The following is a 24,565-nucleotide window of genomic DNA, read 5'->3' on the forward strand; positions in this document are numbered from 1 at the left end:
GTCGGTTTCGAGTGAATATCGGCCGAGAAGTTTATATTAGTTCGATTTATTATTCCGTTTTGAAGAATAAAGCGACGCGACTTAACGCTGTTCCCACAGGCATTCCTTGGTTGGATTGCGCTACCGCCTGAATGGCATCAAGATAGCGAGGTTTTTAGTCACTTTCGATTTCGGCTGGAGGGGAAGGAGTGGGGGATTGCTTCAATCTGGCGCGTGGGTTGGCGCGACAGGCGAGGGAATGTCCTGACGCATTGGCTCTCCAGGCTGGCGGGATTGCGCTGACCTATGGCGCGCTTGCGCGACAGGTGACGGAGCTTGCGGGATTGCTCGCGGGGCATCGTCGGTCGCGGCGCATCGGCATTCTCGGCACGCGCAGCAGCGAGGCCTATATCGGCATTCTCGCTGCCTGCTGGGCTGGCAGCGCCTATGTCCCGCTCAATCTCAAATGGCCGGCCGCGCGCCTGATCGCCCTGTTCGGCCAGTTGCAGCTCGATGCCCTCATCGCCGACGAGAACGGCACCGGCCTCCTGACGCCGGAGGTTCTCGCCAACGCTCCCGATCTGGTCGTGATCCCGGCCGGGCGCACGCTCGCGCCGGCCCGGCCCGATCAATCCGTGCTTCCGCGCGGCAGCTTTACGGTTCCGCCACTCGACGAGCCGGTGCCCGTCGCGCCCGGCGACGCCGGCTACATCATCTTCACCTCCGGCACGACCGGGCTGCCGAAGGGCGTGATGATCTCGGCCGGTTCGCTGGCTCATTATCTCGATCAGAGCGAGCCATGGACGCGCTATGGCCCCGCCGACCGGATCGGCGAGGCCTGCGACGTCACCTTCGATCTCTCGGTCCATAATCTGTTTCTCTGCCTGCGGGCCTGCGCCTCGCTGCATGTGATGTCGCAGCTCGAAATGCTGGCTCCGGCGCGCTTCATCCGCGGCCATGAGCTTACGGCCTGGATGTCGGTGCCGACGGTGATCGCGCTGATGCGGCAGAGCGGGGCGCTGAAGCCGGGCATCTTCCCGAGCCTCAGGCTCTCGATCTTCTGCGGCGAGCCGCTGCCGGTCTCGGCGGCGCAGGCCTGGGCGGCGGCCACGCCCAACGGCGTCGTCGAGAACATCTACGGGCCGACCGAGGCGACGGTGATCGGCCTGCGCCAGCCCTTGACGGAGCCGCCGGTCGTGACCGAAGGGCGCGATATCCTCGCGATCGGCCGGCCCTATCCCACCATGAAGGTGGCCATTCTCGATCCGCGGCAGCAGCCGGTCGCGGCGGGCGAAGCCGGCGAGATCGCGCTCGCGGGTCCGCAGCTCGGCATCGGCTATTTCGGCCTGCCGGAGCTGACGGCCGATCGCTTCCGCATGATCCGCGGCGAGCGCTGGTATTTGACCGGCGATCTCGGGCGCATGGACGCGCATGGGGTCTTCCATCATCTCGGCCGGATCGACAATCAGGTGAAGCTCAAGGGCAACCGGGTCGAGCTGGAGGAGATCGACACGCATCTGCGCCGGGCCGCGGGCACCGACCTCGTCGCGACCGTGGCCTGGCCGGTCGCCCATGGCTCGGCCGAAGGGCTCGTCGCCTTCGTCAGCGGCGGCCATGGCGATGTCGAGGCGATCAGGCGGGATCTCGTGCGGAAGCTGCCGCGCTATCTCGTCCCCGGCCGGATCGTCACCGGACCGGACCTGCCCCGCAACATCAACGGCAAGATCGACCGTGGCGCGCTGGCGCACCGGCTCGATCAGGATGCCCGGTCCGTTTCCGTCGAGGCCGAGGTCATCCGCCCGGCCGACCCTGTTTCCTGACGAAAGGAGGATATGTGAACGTCGATCCGCAAGACCTGCGCCGAACCGTCGTCGCATTGCTCGCCGAGGCCGGACATGCCGGCCCGATCTGCGAGAGCGAGTCGCTGTTCCTGAGCGGGCGGCTCGATTCCCTTGCCGCTGCCGAAATCCTGGCGCTGCTCGAACGCGATTACGGGCTCGATCTGGCCGATGCCAATTTCGACATCACCGGGATCGACACGCTCGCTCGGCTCGAGGCGCTGGCGCGTCAGCAGCCCGCCTGATGCGGGACACGAGCGCCGACGCCCTCCCGGAGGTCTTGCCCGAGGCTGGAGCGACAGCCGCTGCGCGCCCGCGCTTCCTGCGCCCGATCGGGTCGTCCCGGCGCGACGAGGCCGTGACGCTGCTGATGGAGGGCTTTCCGGCGACCAGCCGCGCCTTCTGGGAGCGGGGGTTGGAGCGGCAGGTCGCACTGCAGGGCGGTGATTTCGGCTATTGCCTGGAGGCGGGCGGCCAGGTCGTCGGCATTATGCTGGCCTTGCGCAGCACGCGCAGCCGACCCGACGGGACGCTCTATCCCGTGGTCAACCTGTCGAGCTGGTACATCCAGCCGGCGCATCGCTGGCGCGCCGTTCCGATGCTGCGCGCCATCGTCGAGGAGAGCGATGGGCTCGTCACCGATCTCACCGCCTCCGAGTCGATCTACCGGATGAATGCCGCTGTCGGCCTGTCGCCCTGGAGCAATGGCATGATTCTCGCCGGCGTCCTGCCCTGGGCCGCGCTGCCGGCCCGGCGCGGCTCCAGCGTGCTGCGCCTCGCTCAGGCGACCGCAGTGCTCGGCCCGGCTGAGGCCGCGATGCTGGAATGGCATGAGCGGGACGGGCTGATCGCCGGCGTGCTTTGCGAGGAAACGAGCACCTGCCCGCTGCTCTTCCGCCCGATCCGGCGCAAGGGGGTGCGCTTCGCTCAGTTGATCTTCGCCGGCAGCCGCAAGGCCGTGATCCGCAACCTGCCGGCAGTGATGCGCTTTCTCGCCGGCCGCGGCATCCTGTTCCTGTCGATCGACGCGTATCGCGAGGATTGCCCGCGGGGCGCCTTCTTCCGACCCGGACGGCAGCGCTTCTGGCGTGGCGTGGTCGACCGAGACCGGCTCGACTACGCCTATTCCGAACTCGTCCTGTTCGGCGTCTCCTAGGCGGGACGGCAGGCAGTCACCCGGTGATGCTCCTTCGCAAGACGCTGCTCTACATGCCGGCCGGGACGCTCGGCCCGCTGATCCAGCTCGCCACCATCGTGGTGCTGACCCATTGGCTGGCGCCGGTCGAGCTCGGCGTCTACGCATTGGTGGTGGCGCTGCAGGATCTCGCGCAGATCGCGACGCTGTCCTGGTGGTCGCAATATGGGCTGCGCTATCTCGACGAGACCGATCCGGCCTTGCGGGCGCGGCAGGATCGCACCGAGATCGGCGTGATCGCCCTGGCCGGGATCGCTCAGGCACTGCTCGTCGCGGGCTTCACCATCGTGCTGGGGGATGGCCCGGCGGAGCCCGGCCTTATCGGCAGCGCGGCGCTCGCCGGCGTCATGCGCGGAACCGTCGTGCATGCGAGCGTCCGTGCTCGGGCGCAGCAGCAGATCGGGCTGCATGCCTTCGCGCAGATGGCGGCCCCCTGCCTGAGCCTCGGCTTGAGCCTGGCCGGCTTCGCCCTGTTCGGGCCCGGCCTGACGGTGGCCTTCCTCGCCATGGCGCTCGGCCATTGTCTCGTCGCCCTGCCCATGGCGCTGAAGCTCGATTATCGCCAGGTCCGTGGCGGTATCGACCATGCCACGTTGCGGAGAGGCTTCCGCTACGGCGTCTTCACGGCGCTGGGCGCCGGCCTTGCCTGGGGCTCGATGCAGAGCATGCGCTTCGTCACCGATCTGGTGTTCGGCGCGGCGGCGGTCGGCCTGATCCATGTCGGCTGGGGCATCGGCCAGCGCATCGCCACCCAGCTCTCCGTGCTGGCGACGACGGCTTTGTTCCCGATGGCGGCCAGCCGCGCCCGGACCGAAGGCATCGCCGCGGGCGTGAGCCAGTTGCTGGTCGCGGGACCGATCCTGCTCGCCGTGCTGGCGCCCGCGACGGTCGGGCTCGCTTTTGTCGCCGGGCCGGCCGCCCGCCTCCTGACCGCGCCGGCCTATCAGGAGATGACGGCGGCGATCCTGCCCGTGGCGATGCTGGCAGGGGGCGTGCGGGCCTTCCGCAATCACTATCTCGACGAAATCCTGCAGCTGACCGACCGGTCGCGCCTGATGACGGCGCTGGACGGGCTCGAGGCCGTGACCACGATGCTGCTTTGCGGCGCCGGCGCATTGCTCTACGGCATCGCCGGCGCCCTGATCGGATGCCTGGTCGCCGCCATCCTGGCGACGGCATTGGCCGTCGTCCTGGTCGCGCGGCAGCATGGCCCCTTGCTGACGGCGCGTGCCATCTTCGCGACGGGGACGGCCTGCCTGGCGATGGCTGCCGTTCTCGCAGCGCTGCCGAGGCCAGAAGGGCTCGTCGGATTGACCGTCACCTGCTGTCTCGGCGGGACCGTCTATCTCGCGATCTACGCCTTGTTCGAGCACCGCGCGCTCAGGCAGCTGGCGCGCGGCTCGTTCACGCGGAAGCATGGCGGCTAGATCGTCCCGCATCGAAGATGCCACTGGGCCGCCGGTCAGCGTTCTCGTCCCAAACAGTCCAGCGGTATCCGGCGGTCGTCCTCGGGTGCGGCCGCATCAGATTCCGGCTTGTGCCGGACAAACTGGTTCTATATTGGTCTATATTACGACCGCGTCTGATGCCAGCGCGGCAGATGGGAGCGTCCGGAACGGTGCAAGGCGAGGGGCTTGTATCAGCGTCTGTCGACCACTTCGCGCCGGCTGCCAGTGAAGCCGGGCCGGGCTGGCGCGTGATCTCGCAAGCCAGCGAAAAGGGCAGCGCCGCCTATAACGAGGACATCTCGGGAGCGGCCGGTTCCTGTGCCTGGATCATCGACGGTTCGGCGTTCTTCTCCGGTGCAGCCCGCACGACCATCGAATCGGAAGGCGCCTGGCTCGTCCGGCGGATCGACGCGATCCTGCGCGCGAACGCGCCGGAAACCTTGGACTTTTCGGCCTGGGCCGAAGAGCTCGAACGGCAATTGCAACAGGACTATGCGGCGCTGGGCGACGGATATCCGGAGCGCGAGCCAGGTGAGGGGCCTTCCGCCGTGCTCGGCCTTATCCGCCTGCGGCGCGAAAGGGATGCCTGCCGCATCGAGGGAGCCATGATCGGCGACGTCTCGATCATGATGCGGGACGGCGGCCGGCTCGAACGCTGGACCGATCCGTCGAGCGGCCCGTTCGAGGCCCGGACCATCGCGGCGGCGACTGCGGACGGACATCTTCCCGGCGAGGTGATCTCGCCGAAGGCGCTGGCGCAGATCCTGCGCAACCGGCGCTCGCTCAACCGGGAGGGCGGCTATTGGGCCGTCAATCCCGGCCTGAGCTGGACGGCGGGCCTGCGCCTGTTCTCGGCCGAGGTCTCGCCGGAGGCGACCGTCCTGCTCGCTTCCGACGGCTTCATGCGCCTCGTCGATGTGGTCGCGCATTGCGACGAGGCCGGGCTGATGGATGCGGTCGAGCGCCGAGGCGTCACGGCTGCCGTTGCCGAATTGCGCCGGCTCGAAAGCGCGGACCCGCTGGCGGAGCGCTTCAGACGCGTGAAGATCCATGACGATGCCACCGCGTTGCTGGTGACGCCGGCTTCGCGCGACGATCCTGTCGAAAAGCCGTCACAAGACGACGAGAACAACCAGGGAGAATGACAATGCTGGCCGGGCTTCAGACCAAATCCATCGTCAGGCGGACACTCGGAAAGCTGGCGCTGACGCTGTTCGCCGCCGCGACGGCTTTCGCCGCACCGGGGCAGGCGCAGGCGGAAGACATTACCATGTGGAGCTGGCGCCAGGAGGACAAGGCCGCCTATGCCAAGCTGATCGCCGCCTTCCGCAAGCACCATCCCGATATCAACGTGAAGTTCGAGGCCTTCGAGGCGGCGAACTACAACACCGTCCTTTCAACGGCGCTCGCCGGCGGCACCGGCCCGGATGTCGTGCAGGTCCGCGCCTATGGCACGCTGGGCGTCGGCAAGCCCGACTATCTCGTTCCGCTCGACAAGACGATGGTGCCGGAATTCGCGAATTTCCCGGATTCGGCGATCGCCGCCGAGACGATGCGGGCCGACGGCAAGCTCTATGCCGTGCCCTTCGCCTCGCAGACCATGCTGATCATCTACAACAAGGAGCTGTTCGAGAAGGCGGGCGTCACGCCGCCGAACACCTGGGACGAGCTCGTCGCCGTCTCAAAGACGTTGAAGGAAAAGGGCATCAACCCGTTCGGCAACGGCACGGCGACGGCCTGGCAGAACGAGACGATCGTCGGCGCGTTGCTCTCCTCGCTGATCGGGCGGCAGTTCGAGCAGGACGTGCTCGCCGGCAAGGCCGATTTCACCGACGCCCGCTTCGTCGGTGCGCTCGCCAGGCTCAACGAGATCAAGGAATATTTCGCGCCGAATTTCTCGGGCGTCGACTATGCGGCCTCCCAGCAGTTCTTCGCCGCGGGCCGGGCCGCGATGTTCGCCGGAGGGTCCTTCGAGATCGCGAACTTCCTGCGCCAGAATCCCAAGCTGAAGCTCGGCCTCTTCGCTTCGCCTGTCGCCAAGGCCGGCGACGAGCGCCTGGTCGCGCTCTTCTATGACGGCGGCTATGCAATCAATGCGGCGTCCAAGAAGCGGGACGCGGCGCTGAAGTTCCTGCGCTTCCTCGGCACGCCGGAATTCGGCACGGCCTTCTCGAACGAGTTGCAGAACATCTCGCCGATCAAGGGCGTCGTCTTCGAGAACCCGCTGCTCAAGGAGGTCGCGACGCTGAACCAGAGCGCGATGTCCTACATCATGCTGGTCAATTTCCGCTATCAGGAGCCGACCGGCTCGGTGCTGCTGCAGGCGGGCGTGCAGAAGATGCTCGCCGGCAAGGCCACGCCGGCCGAGGTCGGCGCCGAGGTCACCAAGGGCATCGCAACCTATTACGCGCCCTTCAAGAAATAGACGCGACGCTGCGACGCCAGTCTGAGGTTCACGGTCGATTTGCGGCCGTGAACGCTGGCCCCGTGCAGCCGCCGCTTGCCTCCCCGGCGCATCCCGAGGGCCAGAGCCGATGCAGACGGATTACCGAAACCGCGAGAAGCGCAGGCGAGCGGCCTGGATCGCCTTCCTGATTCTGCCCCCGCTCGCGATCATGCTGACTTTCGTGGTCTGGCCGCTGCTTTCGGCCCTGAGCGCCGCCTTCTATCGCTGGGACGGCATGGCGCAGGGCGATTTCATCGGCTTGAAGAATTTCGCCGATGTCCTGTTCGGCGAGCATTTCGCGGCGCTGACCTGGCGTGCCTTCCGCCACAATCTCTTCGTCTTCTTCGCGCTGTTCGTGGTGCAGAACAGCGTCGGCTTCCTGCTCGCCTGGTTCATCTATCGCGAGCCCTTCGGCTTCCGCTTCCACCGCATCGCGATCTTCATGCCGGTGATCCTTTCGACCGTGCTGGTCGGCTTCCTGTGGAAACTCTTCCTCGACCCGAATTTCGGGCTGGTGAACCAGTTGCTCGACATGGCCGGGCTCGGCGGCCTGCGCCAGCCCTGGCTCGGCCAGGAGACGACGGCGCTGCCGGCGTTGGTGCTCGCCAATGCCTGGCACTGGATCGGCTTTCCGGCGCTGGTCTATCTCGCCGGCATGCAGCGCATCCCGCGCGAGATCCTCGAAGCCGCCAAGCTCGACGGCTGCACTGGCTGGCAGATACTGACCCGCGTGGTCTGGCCGCTGGTGACGCCCTCGACCACGATCACGCTGACGCTGCTCTTCATCGGCGCGTTCAACTGGTTCGAGCTGCCCTACATCATGGCAGGGCTCGACGGCTCGCCCTATGGCTCGACCGACGTTCTCGGCCTGTATTTCTACCGCACCGCCTTCGGCAATCAGACGGCGGGCATCCAGGATTTCGGGCATGGCAATGCGCTGGCCGTGCTGATGTTCCTGTTCATCGCGGTGTTCGCGACGATCATCACCCAGTATCTGCGCCGGCGGGAGGTCGCGCTGTGATGTTCCGTGCCGCCAGCAATGACCCGCTCTTTCCGCGCAGCAGCGCCGGCAGCCTGATCGCCGCCGCATTCCTGATCGGCAATTCCGTGCTGATGCTCTACCCGATCGTCATCATGGTCTTCTCGGCCTTCAAGACGACGCCGGAGATTTTCGACGCGCCCTTCGCCGTGCCGGATTTCGCCTATGTCGAGAACTTCAAGCGCATCTGGGGCGAGACCAGCTTGCCGAGCTATTTCGTCAATTCGGTCGTCATCACCGGAACCTCGATCCTGCTGACGCTGCTCTTCGGCACCATGGGCGCCTATGCGCTGGCGCGCTACTCATTCCCCGGCAATTCGGCGATCTTCATGTTCTTCCTGGCCGGGCTGATGCTGCCGCTGAAGCTCGCGGTCATCCCGCTCTTCCTGCAGATGCGCGATTTCGGATTGCTCGACACAAGGCTCGGCCTGATCCTGATCTACACGGCGATGGGCCTGCCCTCGACGATCTTCATCATGACCGGATTCCTGCGCACCTTGCCGGTCGAACTGGAGGAAGCCGCACGCATCGACGGCGCCTCGGAACCTCGCATCATGCTCTCGATCATGCTGCCGCTTTCGGTGCCGCCGATGGTGATCGCCGCGATCCAGAATGCAGTGCCGACCTGGAACGATTTCTTCTTCCCGCTGGTCTTCATCCAGACCGACGCCCGCAAGACCCTGCCGCAGGGCCTCTCGGTGTTCATGGGCGAATACACCACCGATTGGGGCATGCTCTTCGCCGGCCTCACCATCGCGGCCCTGCCGCTGACCATCGTCTATATCCTGATGTCGCGCCAGTTCATCCGCGGCATGACCGCCGGAGCGGTGAAGTGACGGCAGAGCCCCTGATCCCCCATCGCAGCCTTGCCGTTTCCTGCCAGGCGCGGGCCGACAATCCCCTGCACGGGCCGGTCTTCATGGCGGCGATGGCGCTTGCGGCGGAGCAAGGTGGGGCGCTGGCCTTGCGTGCCAACGGCCCGGCCGACATCGCCGCGATCCGCGCTGTCAGCGCCTTGCCGATCATCGGCATCCTCAAGCGCTGGGACGACCGGTTTCCGGTCTACATCACGCCGGACTTCGCCAGCGCCGAGGCGATCGCTGCGGCCGGCGCCGACATCATCGCCATCGACGCGACCGACAGGCCCCGCGACGGCGAGCCGCTGGACCGCCTGATCGCCCGCATCCGCGACGAGCTGGGCAAGCCGGTCTTCGCGGATTGCGCGACGCTGGAGGATGGCGTGCGCGCCGCCGCATTCGGCGCGAGCTACGTCGCGACGACGCTCTCCGGCTACACGCCCGAGACGGAAGCGCGGAAAGCGCTCGGCCCCGACCTTGCCCTGATCGAGGCCCTGGCCAGGGCTCTTTCGGTGCCGGTCGTAGCCGAAGGGCGCTTCGAGCAGCCGGAGCAACTGGAGACCGCTTTCGCCGCCGGGGCGCATGCCGTCGTCATCGGCACGACGATCACCAATCCCCGCGAGATCACCCGCCGCTTCGCCCGCCATGCCGGCGCCTGAGGACGGTCTCGGCCTCGGCATCGAGACGGGCGGGACCGGCTCGAGCTGGTGCCTGTCGGCTTCTTCGGGCGCGATTGTGGCGCGCGGCGAGATGGAGCCGATGACCGGCCATGTTTTCACGCTGGCCGAGCATGAGCGGGTCGCCGGTATCTTCGCGCGATTGGCGTCGGAGATTGCCGGCATCGGCAGACCAGAGGCCATCGTCGCGGGCATCACCGGCCTCGGGCCTGAAAGCGCCGTCACGGCTGTCTTTTCCGGAATCCTGGCCACGGCCTTCGGCTGCTCCGAGGACGGCATCCTCGTCGTCGACGACATGTGGCTGGGTTACCGCGCCCGCTTCGCGCCGGGCGAGGGCATCATCGTCTATTCCGGTACAGGGGCGATCGGATACCATCTGAACGCCGAGGGTGAGATCATCCGCGCCGGCGGGCGCGGCGTGCTGATCGACGATGGCGGCTCCGCCGCCTGGATTGCGGCCGAAGCCTTGCGCCGATTGCTGCGCCGCGAGGACGAGGCTCCCGGCTCCGGCTGGGACAGCACGCTCGGCCATGCGCTCGCGCAGGCGCTTGGCGGAGCATCATGGGATGCCGTGCGGACCTATGTCTATGGCGGTGACCGTGGCAGTCTCGGGCTGTTGGCGCGAGCCGTAGCGGCGGGTGCGGAAGCGGGTGATGCGACGGCCATCGACATCTTCACGCAAGCCGGCGAGGAATTGGCGCGGCTCGCTCTGGCTCTGAGGGCGCATATCGGCGCCAAACCGGTTGTCCTCTGCGGCCGCGCCGCGACGCTGTCTCCGCTGATTGCGCAGCGCTTCCAGGTGCTCGTGGCGCCGCCGGTCGCGCAGGATGAGATGCAGGTCGATGTGCCCGGTTGCGCGGCCCGCCTGGCCTGCGAGTTGGCCCACGCAAATGAGAAGCGGTTCTAGGAACAGCATGGCGGACGTCTTTTTCGTGACCCATCCTGAAGTCGTCGTCGATCCGCAGGTCCCGGTGCCGGACTGGGGTTTATCGTCCGTCGGCCGGGCGCGCATCGAGACCTTCTGTCAACGACCGGAACTGGCCGGTGTGACCGATGTCTTCACCAGCGACGAACGCAAGGCTATGGATTGCGCCGAGGCCCTGCAACGTGCCTGCAGCCTGCCCTTCACGACGCGCGATGACCTGCGTGAGAACGATCGCTCGGCTACAGGCTATGTCGCGCCGCCACGCTTCTGGGAGATCGTCGACCAGTTCTTCGCTGAGCCGGATATCAGCATCCTCGGCTGGGAGACGGCGCGGGATGCACAGGCGCGGATCAAGGCAGGCGTGGCAGCCTGCATCGCAGCGCGACGTGGAGCGGGCGACCTCGTGATCTTCGCGCATGGCGGTGTCGGCACGCTGCTGCTCAGCGATCTCCGCGGCGAGCTGATTTCGCGCAAGCATGGCCAGCCCATCGCCGGAGGCGGCTGCTATTTCACTTTCGATATGGCGAGCCGGGCGTTGCGGCACGGTTGGCGCGACATCGTTCCCGAACAAGCCGGCGTCGGATCTTAGACCCGCGGCCGGACCAGCGAGAGCGCCCCGGCGATCGCGTCGCTCTTCACATGCGACAGCCGCCGCCTAACATCCGGCGCGAGCCAGGCTTCCATCGCCGAGGACAGGCCGCCGATCAGGGCCACGCGCGGCACGCTGCGCTCGAACAGGGTGCGCACCATCGCGTCGATCATCGCTGCGGCGTTCTGCATGATCATGCGGGCATGGGAATCGCCGAGATCGGCATGGCGCAGCACCAGCGGCGCCAGCGTCGCGTAATCGGTGGCATGGGCCTTGTCCATCCAGGCGATGACCTCGAAGGGGTCGGCCTCGAAGCGCGCCAGCACATCCTGCGTGAAACGCGTCGCCGGCTCGCGCCCGTCATGGGCGCGCAGCGAAACGCGGATGGCGGCGAGGCCGAGATCGGCGCCGCTGCCTTCGTCTCCGATCGGAAAGCCGTAGCCGCCGATCCGCAGCTCCTCGCCGTTCACCCGGGCGAGCCCGATCGAGCCGGTGCCGATGATGACGATGCCGCCATCCTCGCCGGCATGTGCGCCGAGGCAGGCGGCCAGGCCGTCGCTCTCGAAGATCGTTTCCGCGAAGGGTGCCTCCCAGGCGGCAAGCGCCTCCTGCATGCCCTTGCGCCCGATGCCGGCGAGGCAGATGCCGGCGCGGACGCGCGCGAAACCGGCCTCGGTGAGGCCGGCCTCGGCGATGGCGCCGCGTGCCGCCTGCATCACGGCGGCGAGCGAGGTTTCGAGACCGAGCCTAAGCGAAGCCGGCCCGGCGATGCCGGAGCCCAACACCTCACCTGAAGCCGTTTCGAGACGGCAGCGGCAGCCGGTGCCGCCGCCATCCACGCCGAGATAGAGATCGGCCGGCGGGCTCATGCCGGGACCCGCTCGATATCGGCGCCGCAGCGCGTGAGCTTGCGGTCGAGCGCCTCATAACCACGGTCGAGATGATAGATGCGGCTGACGACGGTCTCGCCCTCGGCGACGAGGCCGGCGAGCACGAGGCTGACCGAGGCGCGCAGATCCGTCGCCATGACCGGCGCGGCCTTTAGGCGGGCGACGCCGCGCACGGTCGCGCTGGTGCCCTTCAAGGTGATGTCGGCACCGAGCCGGACCAGTTCCGGCACATGCATGAAGCGGTTCTCGAACACCGTCTCGCGGATCAGCGAGGTGCCGTCCGCCACGCTCATCAGCGCCATGAACTGCGCCTGCAGATCGGTCGAGAAGCCGGGATAGGCCTGGGTCATGATGTCGATGCCGGTGAGCCGGCCGGGGCGCGTCACCATCAGGCCGCGATCGCTCGGCCACAGCCGGACACCGGCCGCCTCCAAGGCCTCGCCGACCGCCGCGAGATGCTCGAGCCGCGCGCCGACCAGCTCCAGCTCTCCGCCGGTGATCGCGGCAGCGACCGCATAGGTGCCGGCCTCGATCCGGTCGGCGACGATTTCATGGGTCGCGGGCGAGAGGCTCTGCGCGCCCTGCACCAACAGGCGGTGGCTGCCGATGCCCTCGATCCTGACGCCCATCGCGTTGAGGCAGCGGGCGAGATCGAGCACTTCCGGTTCCTTGGCGGCGTTGACGATCTCGGTTTCGCCCCTGGCGAGGCTGGCCGCCAGAAGTGCGGTTTCGGTCGCGCCGACCGAGGAGAAGGGGAAGACGATGCGCGCGCCGGTCAGGCCCCGTGGCGCCCTGGCCTCGATATAACCGCCGGCCACGTCGATCTCGGCGCCGAGCGCTTCAAGCGCCTTGATATGCAGATCGACCGGCCGGGCACCGATGGCACAGCCGCCCGGCAGCGAGACGCGCGCCTCGCCGAAGCGTGCCGCCAGCGGCCCGAGCACGAGGATGGTCGCGCGCATCTTGCGGACGGTGTCGTAGCTCGTCTCGCGCGGTCCGGCCTTGGCGGCATCGAGCGTCAGCGCATCGGCGGCCCGGCCGGAGAAGGTGACGCCATAGCCTTCGAGCAGGGCCTGCATCGTCTTGACGTCGACCACGTCGGGCAGGTTGCGGAGCGTCAATGGCTTGTCCGAGAGGAGCGCCGCGGCGAAGGCCGGCAGCGCCGCGTTCTTCGCGCCGCGGATCTCGACCGTGCCGGACAGCCTCCGGCCGCCGCGGATCAGGAGTTTGTCCATCAGCGGGCCTCCTCAGGATGAGGGCTGGTGTTCTGGTGGGGCATCGTCGGCTTCTCATAACGCAGGAAGCGGTGCAGCGCGCCGGCGAATTCCCGTTCGTAGTCGTCCGCGACCTGCCAGCCGGCCCGCTCATAGAAGCGCCGTGCGCCTTCGTTGGCGGCGAAGACTTCGAGCGAGCGGGCGCCGTTCGCCTCGGCATGGGCAAGCAGCGCGGCGCCATGGCCCTGACCGGTTTCGGCCGCGAAGAGCATGGCGACGTGCCCATTCTTGACCAGCAGGACGCCGCGCATGCCATCAGTGTCGAGAACTGTCAGGTCGGCCAACTCCCGGGCGAAGCGCGCTTCGAAATGCGCCTTGTCGAAGCCGAGCGCGGCATCACCGATGATCGGGCGGAAATGCGTGGCATAAGCCTCCGCCATCAGCGTCGCGGCAGGTGCGATATCGGCCGCGACCGCCTTGCGGACGATCACGACTGGCCCCGGAGCCGAGGATCGAGCTCGTCGCGCAGGGCGTCGCCCAGCAGGTTGAAGCCGAGCGAGAGCAGGAGGATGCCGAGCCCGGCGAAGATCGCGTTCCAGGGCGAAAGCAGCACGAAATTGCGCCCCTCCGCCAGCATCAGCCCTAGCGAGGGCGTCGGCGGCTGGGTGCCGAGCCCGAGAAAGGAGAGCGAGGCCTCGACCAGGATCGCGGCCGAGAGCAGGAGCGAGCTCTGCACCAGGATGACCGAGGCGAGATTGGGCAGGATATGGCGCAGCATGATCCTGAGATCGGTGGCGCCGATCGAGCGGATGCCGGCGACGAAATCGCTCTCGACCAGCACCATGGCCGGCCCCCGGATCAGGCGCGCGAAGATCGGCACATAGACCACGGCGATGGCGATCGCGGCGCTTTCCGTGCGCGGGCCGAGCATGGCGATGATGCCGATCGCCAGCAGCATCACCGGGAAGGCGAAGAGGATATCCATCGCCCGCATGATGATGCGGTCCCACCAGCCGCGATAGAAGGCGGCGAGCAGGCCGAGGCTGCCGCCGATCACGAGCGCGAGCCCGACCGCGATGCCGCAGGCGATCAGCGCCGTGCGATAGCCGTAGAGGATGCGGGAGAGGATATCGCGGCCGAGATGGTCGGTGCCGAGCCAATGCGCGACGCTCGGTCCCTTCATCCTGGCGACGATGTCCTGCGCCAGCGGGTCATAGGGCGCGATCAGCGGCGCGCCGAGCGCGAGCACGATCTGCAGGACGACGAAGATGCCGGCGACAATGGCGATGCGGCGGCTCTGGCTCATCAGGCCGCCCTCAGCCGGGGGTCGATCAGCGCATAGGCAAAATCGACCAGAGCGTTGACCAGCACGAAGCCGACGGTGACGACGAGGATCGTGGCCTGGACGAGCGGATAGTTGCGCTCTGCGATGGCGCCGAGGATCAGGCGGCCAAGGCCGGGGATCGAGAAGACCTGCTCGACCACGATGGCGCCGCCGAGCAGATAGCCGGTCATGATGCCGACGCTGGTCACGAAGGGGATCAGCGCGTTGCGCAGGGCATGCCGGTAGAGCACGGCTCGTTCGCCCAGCCCCTTGGCGCGGGCGGTGCGGATATAGTCCTGGCCGAGCGCATCGAGCATGGCCGTGCGCACCAGCCGCGAGAGGTTCGCCAGGATCGGCAGCGCCAGCGCGATCGCCGGCAGCAGCAGGCGCTGGAGATTGCCGAGCGGGTCCTCGCTGAACGGCACATAGCCGAGCGAGGCGAAGCTCGGCGCCAGCGTCGCAACCGTGATCAGCATGACGATGCCGAGCCAGAAGGAGGGGATGGTGAGTCCGGCGATGGCACCGACGCGCAGAACGAGATCCGCGCGTCCGCCGCGCCAATGCGCCATCAGGCAGCCGAGCGGGATCGCGAGCCCGGCGCCGAGCACGAGCGAGAACAGGGTGAGCTGGAGCGTCGGCCAGATCTGGGCGGCAATCTCCTGCATCACCGGTCGGCCGGTCCAGATCGAGGTGCCGAAATCGCCCCGGACGGCATGGCTCAGCCAGACCCAGTATTGCTCCAGCAAGGGCCGGTCGAGACCGAGCGCGCCGCGCATCGCGGCGATGCGCTCGGGCGTCACCTCGGTATTGGCGCCGAGCATGATCGCCACCGCGTCGCCCGGGATCAGCCGGATCATCAGGAAGACGATCACGGAGATCCCGAACAGCACGATCACGAGGTCGAGGCTGCGCTGCAGCAGGTGACGGAGCATGCCTCGGCCTTTGTCAGGTCAACGCAGGCTGGCGCGGCCGAGCGAGACCAGCGAGCGGTTGGCGTAGATGTCGTAGCCCTGCAGGTTGCTGCGCACCGCGCTGAACAGCGTGGGATAGGCGATATGCGCCGCCGGTCCCGTGCAGCCCAGGATCTTCTGCGCGTCCCGATAGGCGGCCTGGCGTGTGGGCTTGTCCAGCGTCGAGCGGCCCTTGTCGAGCAGCGCGTCGAGTGCGGGATTGCTGTACTTGAACACGTTGGTCGAGCCGCCGGTGCGGAAGGCGCGGTAGAAATAATCGTCGGGCTCGATGCTGCCGGCATTGGTCGAGGCGAAGAGGTCGAAGTTCGAGTTGCGCCAGTCCTGCACGAACTGGCCGAGCTCCGGGTTCTTCAGCTCGACCTTGAAGCCGGCCTTGCCGAGCTGCTGCTGCACCACCTGCGCGATGTCGCGGATGTCCTGCCGCGGCAGCACGGTCATGCTGACCGTGACCGGGGTCGCGAGACCGGCTTCCTTGAGCAAGGCCTGGGCCTTGGCCGGGTCATAGGCGTAGCAGGGCAGATCCTTCACATCGACGGCCCAGTCCTTCAACACGGCCGGGAGCGGAGCCGCCGGCGTGCCGTTGCCGAACAAGGCGGCGTCGATGATCTCCTTGCGGTTCAGCGCGTAGTTCAGCGCCTCACGCACCTTCGCATTGTCGAAAGGCGGCTTCGACGTGTTCATGCCGATCAGCGTGTAGGCGAGCTCGGTCGTCTCCTGCACCGCGATATTCGGCTTGCCCTTGAGCTGGAGGGCGGTCGCCGCATCGATATGCGGCAGCAGCGCGAACTGGCCGTTGCCGATGCCGACCTGACGGGTTGCCGCTTCCGGCACGAAGTTGAACTTCACGCCGGCGAGCTTGACCCCGGCGACGTTCCAGTAGCCGGCATGCTTGGCGAGGCGGATGAAGCCGTTCGGCTGCCATTCCTCGAACTTGAACGGGCCAGTACCCATGGGGGCGCGCTGGAGCGCATCTTTGTTGCCTTCGAGGCCGCGCGGCACGATGGCGATGCCGGTGAGCGAGGCAAGCAGCGGCGCGGAGGGCTCCTTGAGCTTCAGCTCGAGCGTCGTCGCATCGACAGCAGTCGCGCTCTCCATCGCGGAGAGGCGGCTGGCGAGCGGCGAGCCGACATCCTTCGACAGCACGCGGCGCAGCGACGAAGCCGCATCCTCGGCTTCCATCGGCTTGCCGTCATGGAAGGTGACACCGGGGCGCAGCTTGAAGGTCACGGTCCTGCCGTCGGCCGAGGCGGTCCAGGACTGGGCGAGGCCCGGGACGATGTTGAGATCCTTGTCGAGCGCGGTGAGGCCCTCGTAGATCGGGCCGAGCACGATCTGGGACGAGGCGAAGGCGGTGACGATATGGGGATCGAGCCCGGCCGGTGACGCCTCGACGGCGACCTCCAGCGTCTGGGCGGAAGCCGCGCTCGCGAGCAGCGCGAAGGCCGTCGCAGCGACGCTGCAACGCAGGGCGCGACGCAGCCCGGAACCCTGTTTCACGACACGAAGCATGACAACCCCTCCTGATGTTGATGGACGGCGCCTGTTCCGACGCTCGTATGAACCCGATCGCATATGGACCACTTGCGGACCAATCTGGACAAGGCTTAACCGATCGCCTAGAGCCGGTGCAAGCCTCGAAGCAGCGACTCCGGGGTTACAGGGGCGAAATGACGATGCGTGACCTCGACAAGCCCGTATTGACCGCGATCGGCGTGATCAGCGGCACCTCGATGGACGCGATCGATGTCTCGATCGTCGAAAGTGATGGGCGCGATCGGCTCAGCTTCGGCGCCGGCGCCGGCTATCCCTATCCGCCCGAGACCCGCCGCCAGTTGCAGGCGCTGGTCGCCGAGGCCGAGCGCGCGCTGACCGAGCCGCTGGTCGAGCTCGAAGCCGCGGTGACCGCGGCCCATCTCGACGCGGTCCGGCGCTTCATGGCCGAGCAGGGCATTAAGCCGGAGAGCGTCGATCTCGTCGGTCTCCACGGCCAGACCGTCTATCACCGCCCCGAAATCCGCTTCACTCGCCAGTTGATCGACGGGCCGGCGGTGGCGCAGGCGCTCGGCATCCCGACCGTCGACGGCTTCCGCCATGCCGATGTCGAGGCCGGCGGCGAGGGGGCGCCCTTCGCGCCGCTCTATCATCGGGCGCTGGCCCAGGGGCTGGAGCAGCCGTTGATGGTGCTCAACCTGGGCGGCGTCGGCAATGTCACCTATATCGACGGCGAGGAGGTGATCGCCTTCGACACCGGCCCGGCCAGCGCCATTCTCGACGATTTCGTCCTGCGCCGCCTCGGCAGGACCTATGATGCCGACGGCACACTGGCTGCGAGCGGCAAGGTGCGCGAGGACCTCGTCGCCGACTTCATGGTCAATCCCTATTTCGACCGGCCGGCGCCCAAGTCGCTGGACCGCAACGATTTCCACCGCCGCGCCCAGGTGGTCGAAGCACTCTCCGATGCCGATGGAGCGGCGACGCTCGCAGCCTTCACGGTCGAGAGCGTGGTCGATGCGCTCCGGCATGTGCCGAAGGCGCCGCGGCGCTGGCTCGTCACCGGCGGCGGGCGTCTCAACGGACATTTCATGCGCCGCCTGCATGAGCGCCTCGGCGTGCCGGTCGAGCCGGTCGAAGCGGCGGGCTGGGCCGGCGATGTCATCGAGGCTCAGACCTTCGGCTATCTCGCGATCCGCTCGGTGAAGGGTCTGCCGCTCAGCCTGCCCGGCACGACAGGGGTGCCGCAGCCGTTGACGGGCGGGCGGTTGAACCTGCCGGGATAGAGCCTGCTGATTTTTCGCGGCACCACGCCGTCATTCCGGGGCTTCGCGCAGCGAAGAGCCCGGAACCCAGAGCCGATGGCGTTTCCGAAGAGGGCGCGGTTAGGCGGCAAATCAAGCGATGAGCGGCATCGGTTCTGGGTTCCGGGCTCAGGCCTGCGGCCTGCCCCGGAATGACGGCAGAGGTTCTGCCGACCTCGTCTTCAGCAACGGCCCTTCCGTCAAAAGCGTCATTGCTTCGTCGCTGCACTCCTCCGGTCCAGGGCAAAATCTTAGCGCCTGAGCAGCCAGCAGGCGCCGATGATCAGCACCGCGCCGATCGTGGCCTGCGGCGTCGGCAATTCCGTGAAGAAGACGAGGCCGATCAGGATCGCCCAGATCAGCCCGGTATATTCGACTGCGACGAGGCGGCTCGCTTCGCCCCGCGCAAAGGCCAGCGCCAGCGCGACATGGCCGGCAAGGCCCAGCGCACCGATCAGGATGAAGGCCGGCCAATCGGCCGATGCGATCGGCGCCCAGAACAAGGCCGACGGCAGGGCGAGGATGGCGGCCGGGATCGCCGACTGGAACAGCGCGATCGTCAGGGGCGGATCGCCGCGCTTGGCGCGCTGGCGCAGGAGCACGATGGAGAGGGCATAGGCGAGGGCGCAGCCGAGCACGGCGGCGATGCCGAGCGCCCGCTCCGGCGCGATCGTCGCCAGACTGAAGCCGCCCGCCGTGATCATGACGCCGGCGAAGCCGATCGCGAGGGCGAAATAGACCATGGGCTTCGGCCGTTCGCCCAGCAGCGGAATGGCGATCAGCGCGACCAGAAGCGGCGCGATGAAGGAGATGATGAAGACCTCGGCCAGCGGCAGGATCCCGAGCCCGTAGAAGAAGCCGAGTGTCGAAAGCGCGACCAGGACGCCGCGCAGCAGGTTGCCGGTGATCACGCCTCGATCCGGCAGCGGCGCGCGCAGGGCGAGGAAGAGCAGGGCGCCCATCGCCGCCGTCACCGCGAAGCGAAGGAAGGTCAGGTGCAGCGCGCTGTAGCGCGGCGACAGCTCCTTCACGACGCCGTCCATCACTGTGAGCAGGGCGATGCCGACGAGGCCGAGCAGGAAGGGCGGGACGGCGGCCGTGAGGCGGGCGGCGCGAAGGGACAAGGAAATCTGCGGTTCTGGCTGCGACATGGCTTCCCTGTCCGCTTCCGGCTTGCTACTGGGCCAAAGTGGACTTAATTTGGTCTGGTCACAAGAGGCAGTTCATGGCGACGGAAGATGTCAGCGCACGCTTTCAGGATCTTGATGCCTGGGGCGATCTCGATATCCTGAAGGCGCTCTACGAAGGCCAGCTCGCGGCGGTCGCGGCGATCGCGACCTCACTGCCGGCGATCGCGGAGGCCGTCGCAGCCGCCGTGCCGCGGCTGGAGGCCGGCGGGCGGCTGATCTATGCCGGCGCCGGTACCTCCGGACGCATCGGCGTCCAGGACGGGGCCGAATTGACGCCGACCTTCGACTGGCCGGAAGAGCGCCTCGGCTTCGCCATCGCCGGCGGCGACGAGGCGATCCTCCATGCGGTCGAGAATGCCGAGGATTCGGTCGATGACGGCACCGAGGCGATGCGCCGGGCCGGGATCGGTCCGAACGACGTCGTCATCGGCCTCGCCGCCAGCGGCCGCACGCCCTACACGCTCGCGGCGATCGGCGAGGCCAAGGCGCGCGGCGCGCTGACGCTCGGCGTCGCCAACAACCGCGGCTCGGCGCTGCTGCGCACCGCCGATCTCGGCATCCTCATCGAGACCGGCGAAGAGGTCGTCGCCGGCTCGACCCGGATGAAGGCGGGAACAGCGCAGAAGATCGTGCTCAACCTGTTCTCGACGCTGCTGATGATCCGGCTGGGCCGCGTCTATCGCGGGCTGATGGTCCATATGCGGGCGACCAATGCCAAGCTCCGGCATCGCGCGGCCGAGATGGTCGACATGATCACCGGCTGCGGCATGGAGGCTGCGGCCCGGCATCTCGACCGCGCCCGCGGCGACGTCAAGCGCGCTGCATTGCTGGCGAGCGGCGCCGATGCCGCGCTCGCCGAAACGCTGCTTGCCCGCCATCGCGGCAATCTGCGCCTCGCGCTCGTCGATCTCGGCGCCGGGCCGGCTTCGCAAGCCACGCCCAAGGCGGCGTCATGAACGAGGCCGCGCCCGGACGTGGTTCGCGGCGTCCGCGCGAGGCCGCCTCCGGGACCGCGCCCGAAGCGATGACGACCAAGCAGCAGGCGATCCTGCAGGCATTGGCCGGCGACGACCCGACGCCGCGCTATCTCAGGCTCGCCGGCGCGCTGGCCCGATTGATCGAGAGCGACGTTTTCCAGCCGGGCGACGCGGTTCCCTCCGAACGCGATCTGGCGCAGCTCACCGGCTATGCCCGCGTCACCGTGCGAAACGCCATCGACGAGTTGATTCGCAGCGGCACCCTGTCGCGCCGCCATGGTTCGGGCACCTTCGTCGCCTCGCGCATCGAGCAGCCGCTCTCGGTGCTGGCGAGCTTCTCGACCGATATCGAGAATCGCGGCGGCCGGCCCGGTTCGATCTGGCTCTCGCGCGAGCTCGCGCGGCCGAAGCCGCAGGAATCGATGGCGCTCGGGCTCGGGCCGGGCGACAGCGTCGTACGCCTGACCCGCGTCAGGACCGCCGATGGCGAGCCGCTGGCGATCGAGTGCGCGGTCGTGCCCGCCAGCATCCTGCCGTCTCCGGACCTCGTCGAGATGTCGCTCTATGCCGCTCTCGCGCAGCGTGGCGCGGTGCCCGCCCATGGCGTGCAGCGTATCCATGCCGGCCTCGCCACGGCCGAGGAGGCCCGGCATCTCGGCGTGCCGGCCGGCAGCGCCCTGCTCCGGATCGAGCGGCGCGCCTTTCTCGCCAACGGAAAGCCGGTCGAGTTCACGGTCTCCGCCTATCGCGGCGATCGCTACGATTTCGTCGCGACCCTGAAGGGTGAAGCCATGGGGCCGCAATCATGACCCGTTCAGACGCTCCGGGCACGCGCATGTCGCGCGAGGTCGCGGAAATCCCGCAAGCCGCCGCCCGCCTGCTGGACGAGGGGCGGGTCGCGATCGCGCAGGTTGCGGCAGCGATCGACATGGGCCGCGTCAGCCATGCGGTGGTCAGCGGCCGCGGCAGCTCCGGCCACGCCGGCACCTATCTGCGCTATCTCATCGAAACACGCCTCGGCCTGAGCGCCGCGCCCGCAGCCCCCTCGGTGGTGACGCGCTACGGTGCGAGCCCTCGCCTCGGTGAGGCGCTCTACATCCTGATCTCGCAATCCGGCCGCAGCCCCGATCTGGTCGCCGCCGCCGAGCAGGCGACGGCGGCCGGCGCGCAGACCATCGCCATCGTCAACGATGCGGGTTCGCCCGCAGCGCGGGCCTGCCGCCATGTCATCCCGATCGCCGCCGGGCCGGAGCTCGCGGTGGCCGCAACCAAGACGGTGATCAACACCATGCTGGCCGGCCTGCTGCTGGTCGGCGCCCTCGAGCAGGACAAGGCGCTCGCCGCCGTGGCGAAAACCGCGCCGGAACGGCTGGCGCAGGCGCTCGCCCTCGACTGGTCGCCCTGGGCGCGTCGCCTGTCCGGCGCTCCCGCCGGCTTCGTGATCGGGCGCGGGCTCAGCCTGGGCTCCGCCCGCGAGGCGGCGCTCAAGGCTGCTGAGGTGCTGGGCGTGCCGGCGCTCGCCTATAGCGCTGCCGAGGTCCTGCACGGTCCCAAGGCGGCGATCCGCAGCGAGCATCCGATCCTCGGGCTCAATGCCGGCGGCGAGGTGTCCGACAGCATCGAAGACGCTCTGGCGACGCTGACTCGTCAGGGCAGCCCGGTCTTCTCGGGCTCCGGCACGAAGCCGAGCCTGCCGGGATTAGGCCCGGGCGATCCGGCGCTCGACGCGATCGCGCTGCTGGTGCCGGTCTATCGCGCGCTCGAGGCCGAAGCCGCCCGGCTCGGCCGCGATGTCGACAGCCCGCCCGGCCTGCGCAAGGTCACGGAGACGCTGTGATGGCGGCCGCCCGGCAAGCCTGGCGCGCGCGGCGCCTGTTCGACGGCATGCGGATCCTGGACGACAGGATCGTCGTCGCCGAGGACGACATAGTCACTGCGGTGCTTTGCGGCGATGCTACGCCCGATTGCGCGACCGAGGACCTGCCCGAGGATGCCGTGCTGGCACCGGGCTTCATCGATGTCCAAGTCAATGGCGGCGGCGGCGTCATGCTGAACGACAGCCTCTCGGCCGAGGGCATCGCCACGATCGCGGCCGCCCATGCAAGCTTCGGCACGCGCTTCCTGCTGCCGACCCTGATCAGCGCCAGCCGCGCCGATATCGCCCGCGCGATCGCCGCGGTGCGGGAGGCGATCGCGCAGGGCGTGCCCGGCGTGCTCGGCGTGCATCTCGAAGGCCCCTTCATCAATCCCGAGCGCAACGGCGCCCACCCGCTCGCCAACCTGCTGCGGCCCGAGTCCTCGGATATCGACCTGCTCGCATCGCTCGGCTCCGCCGGCGTGACGCTGGTGACGCTCGCACCGGAGCGCGTGCCGGAGGGCTTCATCCGCGCCCTGGTCGATCGCGGCGTCAGGGTCTGCGCCGGCCACAGCAACGCCACCGCCGCGGAGATGGCGCGGGCCCGCGCCGAAGGGCTCTCCGGCGTCACGCATCTGTTCAACGCCATGTCGCAGCTCGGCTCGCGCGAGCCCGGCGTGGTTGGCGCGGCGATGTCCGATCCCGGCCTCGCCGCCGGCATCATCGCCGACGGCCATCATGTCGCCTGGCCCTCCTTCCAGGCCGCCTTTCGCGCTATCGGGCCGCAGAAGATGATGCTCGTCACCGATGCCATGGCGACGATCGGCGCGCCGCGCGACGCCTTCGAGCTGTTCGGCGAGACGATCCATGTCAGCGAAGGGCGCCTGGTCAATGGCGAAGGCCGGCTGGCCGGAGCCCATCTCGACATGAGCGCCGCGATCCTGAATGCACATCTCCATGGCGGCGCCTCGCTGGACCAGGCTTTGACGATGGCGACCGCGGCGCCGGCTGCCTTTCTTGGTCTCTCCTGCAGTCATGGCCGGATCGCGCCGGGCCGGAAAGCCGCTTTTTCGATGTTGCGCACCACGCCCGCCGCGTCCTTGTCGTAACCGACTGCACTCCGGCTGATCCCATCGGCTATCTGCCGGTCGTGCTGAGTGGGACGTCGGATCCATAGCGGCTTCCGTCGATCGATTAGCCGGCTTGAATTTGGAGCGATGCCATTCGTCCGATAGATTCGCGGAGCTTGCCCGCGATCCTGCGGAGAGGCGTGCGCGGATAAGACGAACCTGCGAAGGTCCATCCCGATGATCCTGGTCTGCGGCGAAGCCCTGGTCGATCTGTTCGCCGAGGCCGGTACGGGTGGCGAGATGCCGGCGCGGATCGTGGCCGGCGGCTCGCCCTTCAATGTCGCGATCGGCCTGGCGCGGCTTGGCGTCGCGGCAGGTTTCCTCGGGGGCGTCTCGCGCGACGGTTTCGGCAACCTGCTCGCCGATCTCCTGGTTCGCGAGGGGGTCGATGATCGCTATCTCGTCCGGACCGATCGTCTCACCACCATCTCGGTCGTGACGACCGGCCGGGACGGCCATCCCGGCTACGCCTTCCATGGCGAAGGCGCGGCCGATCGTTCGCTGACTATCGCCGACCTGCCGACGATGCTGCCGGACTCGATCCGGGCGTTGACCTTCGGCTCCTACACGATGGCGGTGGAACCCGTCGGGTCGGCCTTCGCGGCGCTGGCCGAGCGGGAGCGTGGCCGGCGCGTCATCAGCGTCGACCCCAATCTGCGCCCGACCGCAATCGGCGAATTGTCGGGCTGGCATCGGGCGGCCGAACGGTTCTATCGCGCGGCGACCATCGTCAAGGCCAGCGACGAGGATATCCGGATCGCCTGGGACGGCCAGCTAACGCCCGCGGAAGCTGCTTCCCACTGGCTCGATCTGGGAGCCCGGCTGGTCGTCGTCACGCAAGGTGGGCAGGGCGCGATCGCCTTCGCGGCTGCCGGCCAGGTTTGCGTGCCGAGCCGCAAGGTCGCGGTGCAGGACACGGTGGGTGCCGGCGACACTTTCCATGCGGCGCTGCTCGCACGCCTCGCCCGGACCGGTCGACTCGAGCCGGAGGCGATCGCCGCGCTCGACCGCGAGGCGCTTGCCGACCTGCTTGCCTATGCCGTGGCGGCCGCGTCGATCACGGTGACGCGCCGGGGCGCCGATCTGCCGAGCGCGGCGGAGGTCGAGGCAGTCCGGCAGTAAGCAGGAGATGCGGGATGCTCCGGTGCACGAGCCTGAAGCAGCCAGCCTCAGCGCGAGAACGAGCCGTGGCGGATTTTCGCGGAGCGTCTTGGGGACGGCGCGAC

General features: G+C 68.2%; 24 protein-coding genes. 17 read left to right on the forward strand and 7 right to left on the reverse strand.

Features of this window, described 5'->3' with window-relative positions; genetic code table 11:
* Positions 1–188: 188 nt before the first annotated feature.
* The 11 genes from OCUBac02_RS05000 (at position 189) to OCUBac02_RS05050 (ending at position 10,993) form a co-directional block, all read left to right on the forward strand.
* Complete coding sequence (locus OCUBac02_RS05000; RefSeq protein ID WP_280528848.1) at positions 189–1,799, forward strand: AMP-binding protein; 1,611 nt, start codon at positions 189–191, stop codon at positions 1,797–1,799.
* Between the two features lie 14 nt (positions 1,800–1,813).
* Positions 1,814–2,062 carry a phosphopantetheine-binding protein gene (locus OCUBac02_RS05005; RefSeq protein WP_173043870.1) on the forward strand — a complete coding sequence of 83 codons (249 nt, stop codon included), beginning with the start codon at positions 1,814–1,816 and terminating at the stop codon, positions 2,060–2,062.
* Positions 2,062–2,973 (forward strand): hypothetical protein, encoded by a 912-nt coding sequence (locus tag OCUBac02_RS05010; RefSeq protein ID WP_173043872.1) that lies wholly within the window; start codon positions 2,062–2,064, stop codon positions 2,971–2,973. Before OCUBac02_RS05005 ends, OCUBac02_RS05010 begins: the two co-directional genes overlap by 1 nt.
* A 26-nt stretch (positions 2,974–2,999) precedes the next feature.
* Positions 3,000–4,439: a lipopolysaccharide biosynthesis protein gene (locus OCUBac02_RS05015; protein WP_173043874.1), complete on the forward strand. Its 1,440-nt coding sequence runs from the start codon at positions 3,000–3,002 to the stop codon at positions 4,437–4,439.
* A 158-nt stretch (positions 4,440–4,597) separates the two neighbouring features.
* Positions 4,598–5,605 (forward strand): hypothetical protein, encoded by a 1,008-nt coding sequence (locus tag OCUBac02_RS05020; protein WP_173043876.1) that lies wholly within the window; start codon positions 4,598–4,600, stop codon positions 5,603–5,605.
* Between the two features lie 2 nt (positions 5,606–5,607).
* On the forward strand, positions 5,608–6,885 hold the full coding sequence (locus OCUBac02_RS05025) for an extracellular solute-binding protein (RefSeq protein WP_082009779.1): 1,278 nt from the start codon (positions 5,608–5,610) through the stop codon (positions 6,883–6,885).
* A 109-nt stretch (positions 6,886–6,994) separates the two neighbouring features.
* Complete coding sequence (locus OCUBac02_RS05030; protein ID WP_173043878.1) at positions 6,995–7,927, forward strand: carbohydrate ABC transporter permease; 933 nt, start codon at positions 6,995–6,997, stop codon at positions 7,925–7,927.
* Positions 7,927–8,781, forward strand: coding sequence for a carbohydrate ABC transporter permease (locus tag OCUBac02_RS05035; RefSeq protein WP_173043880.1), 855 nt, complete (start codon positions 7,927–7,929; stop codon positions 8,779–8,781). The genes OCUBac02_RS05030 and OCUBac02_RS05035 overlap by 1 nt, the downstream gene beginning before the upstream one ends.
* A complete protein-coding gene (locus tag OCUBac02_RS05040) occupies positions 8,778–9,461 on the forward strand; it encodes an N-acetylmannosamine-6-phosphate 2-epimerase (RefSeq protein WP_244639101.1) in 684 nt (227 codons plus the stop codon). Before OCUBac02_RS05035 ends, OCUBac02_RS05040 begins: the two co-directional genes overlap by 4 nt.
* Positions 9,448–10,386, forward strand: a complete 939-nt coding sequence (locus OCUBac02_RS05045) for a BadF/BadG/BcrA/BcrD ATPase family protein (protein WP_173043882.1) — start codon at positions 9,448–9,450, stop codon at positions 10,384–10,386. Before OCUBac02_RS05040 ends, OCUBac02_RS05045 begins: the two co-directional genes overlap by 14 nt.
* A gap of 7 nt (positions 10,387–10,393) precedes the next feature.
* Positions 10,394–10,993 carry a histidine phosphatase family protein gene (locus OCUBac02_RS05050; protein WP_173043884.1) on the forward strand — a complete coding sequence of 200 codons (600 nt, stop codon included), beginning with the start codon at positions 10,394–10,396 and terminating at the stop codon, positions 10,991–10,993.
* On the opposite strand, the gene OCUBac02_RS05055 is transcribed toward OCUBac02_RS05050, so the two are convergent.
* Genes OCUBac02_RS05055 through OCUBac02_RS05080 form a run of 6 tightly spaced genes read right to left on the reverse strand, consistent with a single transcriptional unit; the run spans position 10,990 to position 16,901 of the window.
* A complete protein-coding gene (locus OCUBac02_RS05055) occupies positions 10,990–11,862 on the reverse strand; it encodes a glucosamine kinase nucleotide-binding domain-containing protein (RefSeq protein ID WP_173043886.1) in 873 nt (290 codons plus the stop codon). The genes OCUBac02_RS05050 and OCUBac02_RS05055 overlap by 4 nt on opposite strands.
* Positions 11,859–13,118, reverse strand: a complete 1,260-nt coding sequence (gene murA, locus OCUBac02_RS05060) for a UDP-N-acetylglucosamine 1-carboxyvinyltransferase (RefSeq protein WP_173043888.1) — start codon at positions 13,116–13,118, stop codon at positions 11,859–11,861. The genes OCUBac02_RS05055 and murA overlap by 4 nt, the downstream gene beginning before the upstream one ends.
* The gene (locus OCUBac02_RS05065; protein ID WP_173043890.1) at positions 13,118–13,588 is read right to left on the reverse strand and encodes a GNAT family N-acetyltransferase; all 471 of its coding nucleotides are present in this window, start codon (positions 13,586–13,588) and stop codon (positions 13,118–13,120) included. The genes murA and OCUBac02_RS05065 overlap by 1 nt, the downstream gene beginning before the upstream one ends.
* Positions 13,585–14,403: an ABC transporter permease gene (locus tag OCUBac02_RS05070; RefSeq protein WP_173043892.1), complete on the reverse strand. Its 819-nt coding sequence runs from the start codon at positions 14,401–14,403 to the stop codon at positions 13,585–13,587. Before OCUBac02_RS05070 ends, OCUBac02_RS05065 begins: the two co-directional genes overlap by 4 nt.
* On the reverse strand, positions 14,403–15,353 hold the full coding sequence (locus OCUBac02_RS05075; RefSeq protein ID WP_173043894.1) for an ABC transporter permease: 951 nt from the start codon (positions 15,351–15,353) through the stop codon (positions 14,403–14,405). The genes OCUBac02_RS05070 and OCUBac02_RS05075 overlap by 1 nt, the downstream gene beginning before the upstream one ends.
* 18 nt (positions 15,354–15,371) lie before the next feature.
* Positions 15,372–16,901 (reverse strand): ABC transporter substrate-binding protein, encoded by a 1,530-nt coding sequence (locus OCUBac02_RS05080; RefSeq protein ID WP_173043896.1) that lies wholly within the window; start codon positions 16,899–16,901, stop codon positions 15,372–15,374.
* Positions 16,902–17,065: 164 nt separating this feature from the next.
* Here OCUBac02_RS05080 and OCUBac02_RS05085 point away from each other — a divergent pair, with 164 nt between their 5' ends.
* A complete protein-coding gene (locus tag OCUBac02_RS05085; RefSeq protein WP_173043898.1) occupies positions 17,066–18,169 on the forward strand; it encodes an anhydro-N-acetylmuramic acid kinase in 1,104 nt (367 codons plus the stop codon).
* A gap of 269 nt (positions 18,170–18,438) precedes the next feature.
* On the opposite strand, the gene OCUBac02_RS05090 is transcribed toward OCUBac02_RS05085, so the two are convergent.
* Complete coding sequence (locus OCUBac02_RS05090) at positions 18,439–19,338, reverse strand: DMT family transporter (protein ID WP_173043900.1); 900 nt, start codon at positions 19,336–19,338, stop codon at positions 18,439–18,441.
* Between the two features lie 74 nt (positions 19,339–19,412).
* Between OCUBac02_RS05090 and OCUBac02_RS05095 the strand changes: the two genes are divergently transcribed.
* The 5 genes from OCUBac02_RS05095 to OCUBac02_RS05115 all read left to right on the forward strand — a co-directional run bounded on the left by OCUBac02_RS05095 (position 19,413) and on the right by OCUBac02_RS05115 (position 24,461).
* Positions 19,413–20,333: an N-acetylmuramic acid 6-phosphate etherase gene (locus OCUBac02_RS05095; protein WP_052232497.1), complete on the forward strand. Its 921-nt coding sequence runs from the start codon at positions 19,413–19,415 to the stop codon at positions 20,331–20,333.
* Entirely contained in the window at positions 20,330–21,163 is an 834-nt protein-coding gene (locus tag OCUBac02_RS05100; RefSeq protein ID WP_244639102.1) for a GntR family transcriptional regulator, read from the forward strand. Before OCUBac02_RS05095 ends, OCUBac02_RS05100 begins: the two co-directional genes overlap by 4 nt.
* Positions 21,160–22,191, forward strand: coding sequence for an SIS domain-containing protein (locus OCUBac02_RS05105; protein ID WP_244639103.1), 1,032 nt, complete (start codon positions 21,160–21,162; stop codon positions 22,189–22,191). Before OCUBac02_RS05100 ends, OCUBac02_RS05105 begins: the two co-directional genes overlap by 4 nt.
* On the forward strand, positions 22,191–23,318 hold the full coding sequence (nagA, locus tag OCUBac02_RS05110; protein ID WP_173043902.1) for an N-acetylglucosamine-6-phosphate deacetylase: 1,128 nt from the start codon (positions 22,191–22,193) through the stop codon (positions 23,316–23,318). The genes OCUBac02_RS05105 and nagA overlap by 1 nt, the downstream gene beginning before the upstream one ends.
* A gap of 198 nt (positions 23,319–23,516) precedes the next feature.
* Complete coding sequence (locus OCUBac02_RS05115; protein ID WP_173043904.1) at positions 23,517–24,461, forward strand: carbohydrate kinase family protein; 945 nt, start codon at positions 23,517–23,519, stop codon at positions 24,459–24,461.
* Positions 24,462–24,565 lie beyond the last annotated feature (104 nt).

Origin of the sequence: Bosea sp. ANAM02 (genome assembly GCF_011764485.1) — a bacterium.
Lineage (GTDB): Bacteria > Pseudomonadota > Alphaproteobacteria > Rhizobiales > Beijerinckiaceae > Allobosea.

Bases quoted from the DNA above. Each gene is read 5' to 3' on its own strand.
- OCUBac02_RS05080 (WP_173043896.1), bottom strand. From the start codon at position 16,901: ATGCTTCGTGTCGTGAAACAGGGTTCCGGGCTGCGTCGCGCCCTGCGT.
- OCUBac02_RS05020 (WP_173043876.1), top strand. From the start codon at position 4,598: ATGCCAGCGCGGCAGATGGGAGCGTCCGGAACGGTGCAAGGCGAGGGG.
- murA (WP_173043888.1), bottom strand. From the start codon at position 13,118: ATGGACAAACTCCTGATCCGCGGCGGCCGGAGGCTGTCCGGCACGGTC.
- OCUBac02_RS05045 (WP_173043882.1), top strand. From the start codon at position 9,448: ATGCCGGCGCCTGAGGACGGTCTCGGCCTCGGCATCGAGACGGGCGGG.
- OCUBac02_RS05030 (WP_173043878.1), top strand. From the start codon at position 6,995: ATGCAGACGGATTACCGAAACCGCGAGAAGCGCAGGCGAGCGGCCTGG.
- OCUBac02_RS05010 (WP_173043872.1), top strand. From the start codon at position 2,062: ATGCGGGACACGAGCGCCGACGCCCTCCCGGAGGTCTTGCCCGAGGCT.
- OCUBac02_RS05035 (WP_173043880.1), top strand. From the start codon at position 7,927: ATGTTCCGTGCCGCCAGCAATGACCCGCTCTTTCCGCGCAGCAGCGCC.
- OCUBac02_RS05095 (WP_052232497.1), top strand. From the start codon at position 19,413: ATGGCGACGGAAGATGTCAGCGCACGCTTTCAGGATCTTGATGCCTGG.
- OCUBac02_RS05105 (WP_244639103.1), top strand. From the start codon at position 21,160: ATGACCCGTTCAGACGCTCCGGGCACGCGCATGTCGCGCGAGGTCGCG.
- nagA (WP_173043902.1), top strand. From the start codon at position 22,191: ATGGCGGCCGCCCGGCAAGCCTGGCGCGCGCGGCGCCTGTTCGACGGC.
- OCUBac02_RS05100 (WP_244639102.1), top strand. From the start codon at position 20,330: ATGAACGAGGCCGCGCCCGGACGTGGTTCGCGGCGTCCGCGCGAGGCC.
- OCUBac02_RS05055 (WP_173043886.1), bottom strand. From the start codon at position 11,862: ATGAGCCCGCCGGCCGATCTCTATCTCGGCGTGGATGGCGGCGGCACC.
- OCUBac02_RS05090 (WP_173043900.1), bottom strand. From the start codon at position 19,338: ATGTCGCAGCCAGAACCGCAGATTTCCTTGTCCCTTCGCGCCGCCCGC.
- OCUBac02_RS05075 (WP_173043894.1), bottom strand. From the start codon at position 15,353: ATGCTCCGTCACCTGCTGCAGCGCAGCCTCGACCTCGTGATCGTGCTG.
- OCUBac02_RS05070 (WP_173043892.1), bottom strand. From the start codon at position 14,403: ATGAGCCAGAGCCGCCGCATCGCCATTGTCGCCGGCATCTTCGTCGTC.
- OCUBac02_RS05050 (WP_173043884.1), top strand. From the start codon at position 10,394: ATGGCGGACGTCTTTTTCGTGACCCATCCTGAAGTCGTCGTCGATCCG.
- OCUBac02_RS05025 (WP_082009779.1), top strand. From the start codon at position 5,608: ATGCTGGCCGGGCTTCAGACCAAATCCATCGTCAGGCGGACACTCGGA.
- OCUBac02_RS05015 (WP_173043874.1), top strand. From the start codon at position 3,000: ATGCTCCTTCGCAAGACGCTGCTCTACATGCCGGCCGGGACGCTCGGC.
- OCUBac02_RS05085 (WP_173043898.1), top strand. From the start codon at position 17,066: ATGCGTGACCTCGACAAGCCCGTATTGACCGCGATCGGCGTGATCAGC.
- OCUBac02_RS05115 (WP_173043904.1), top strand. From the start codon at position 23,517: ATGATCCTGGTCTGCGGCGAAGCCCTGGTCGATCTGTTCGCCGAGGCC.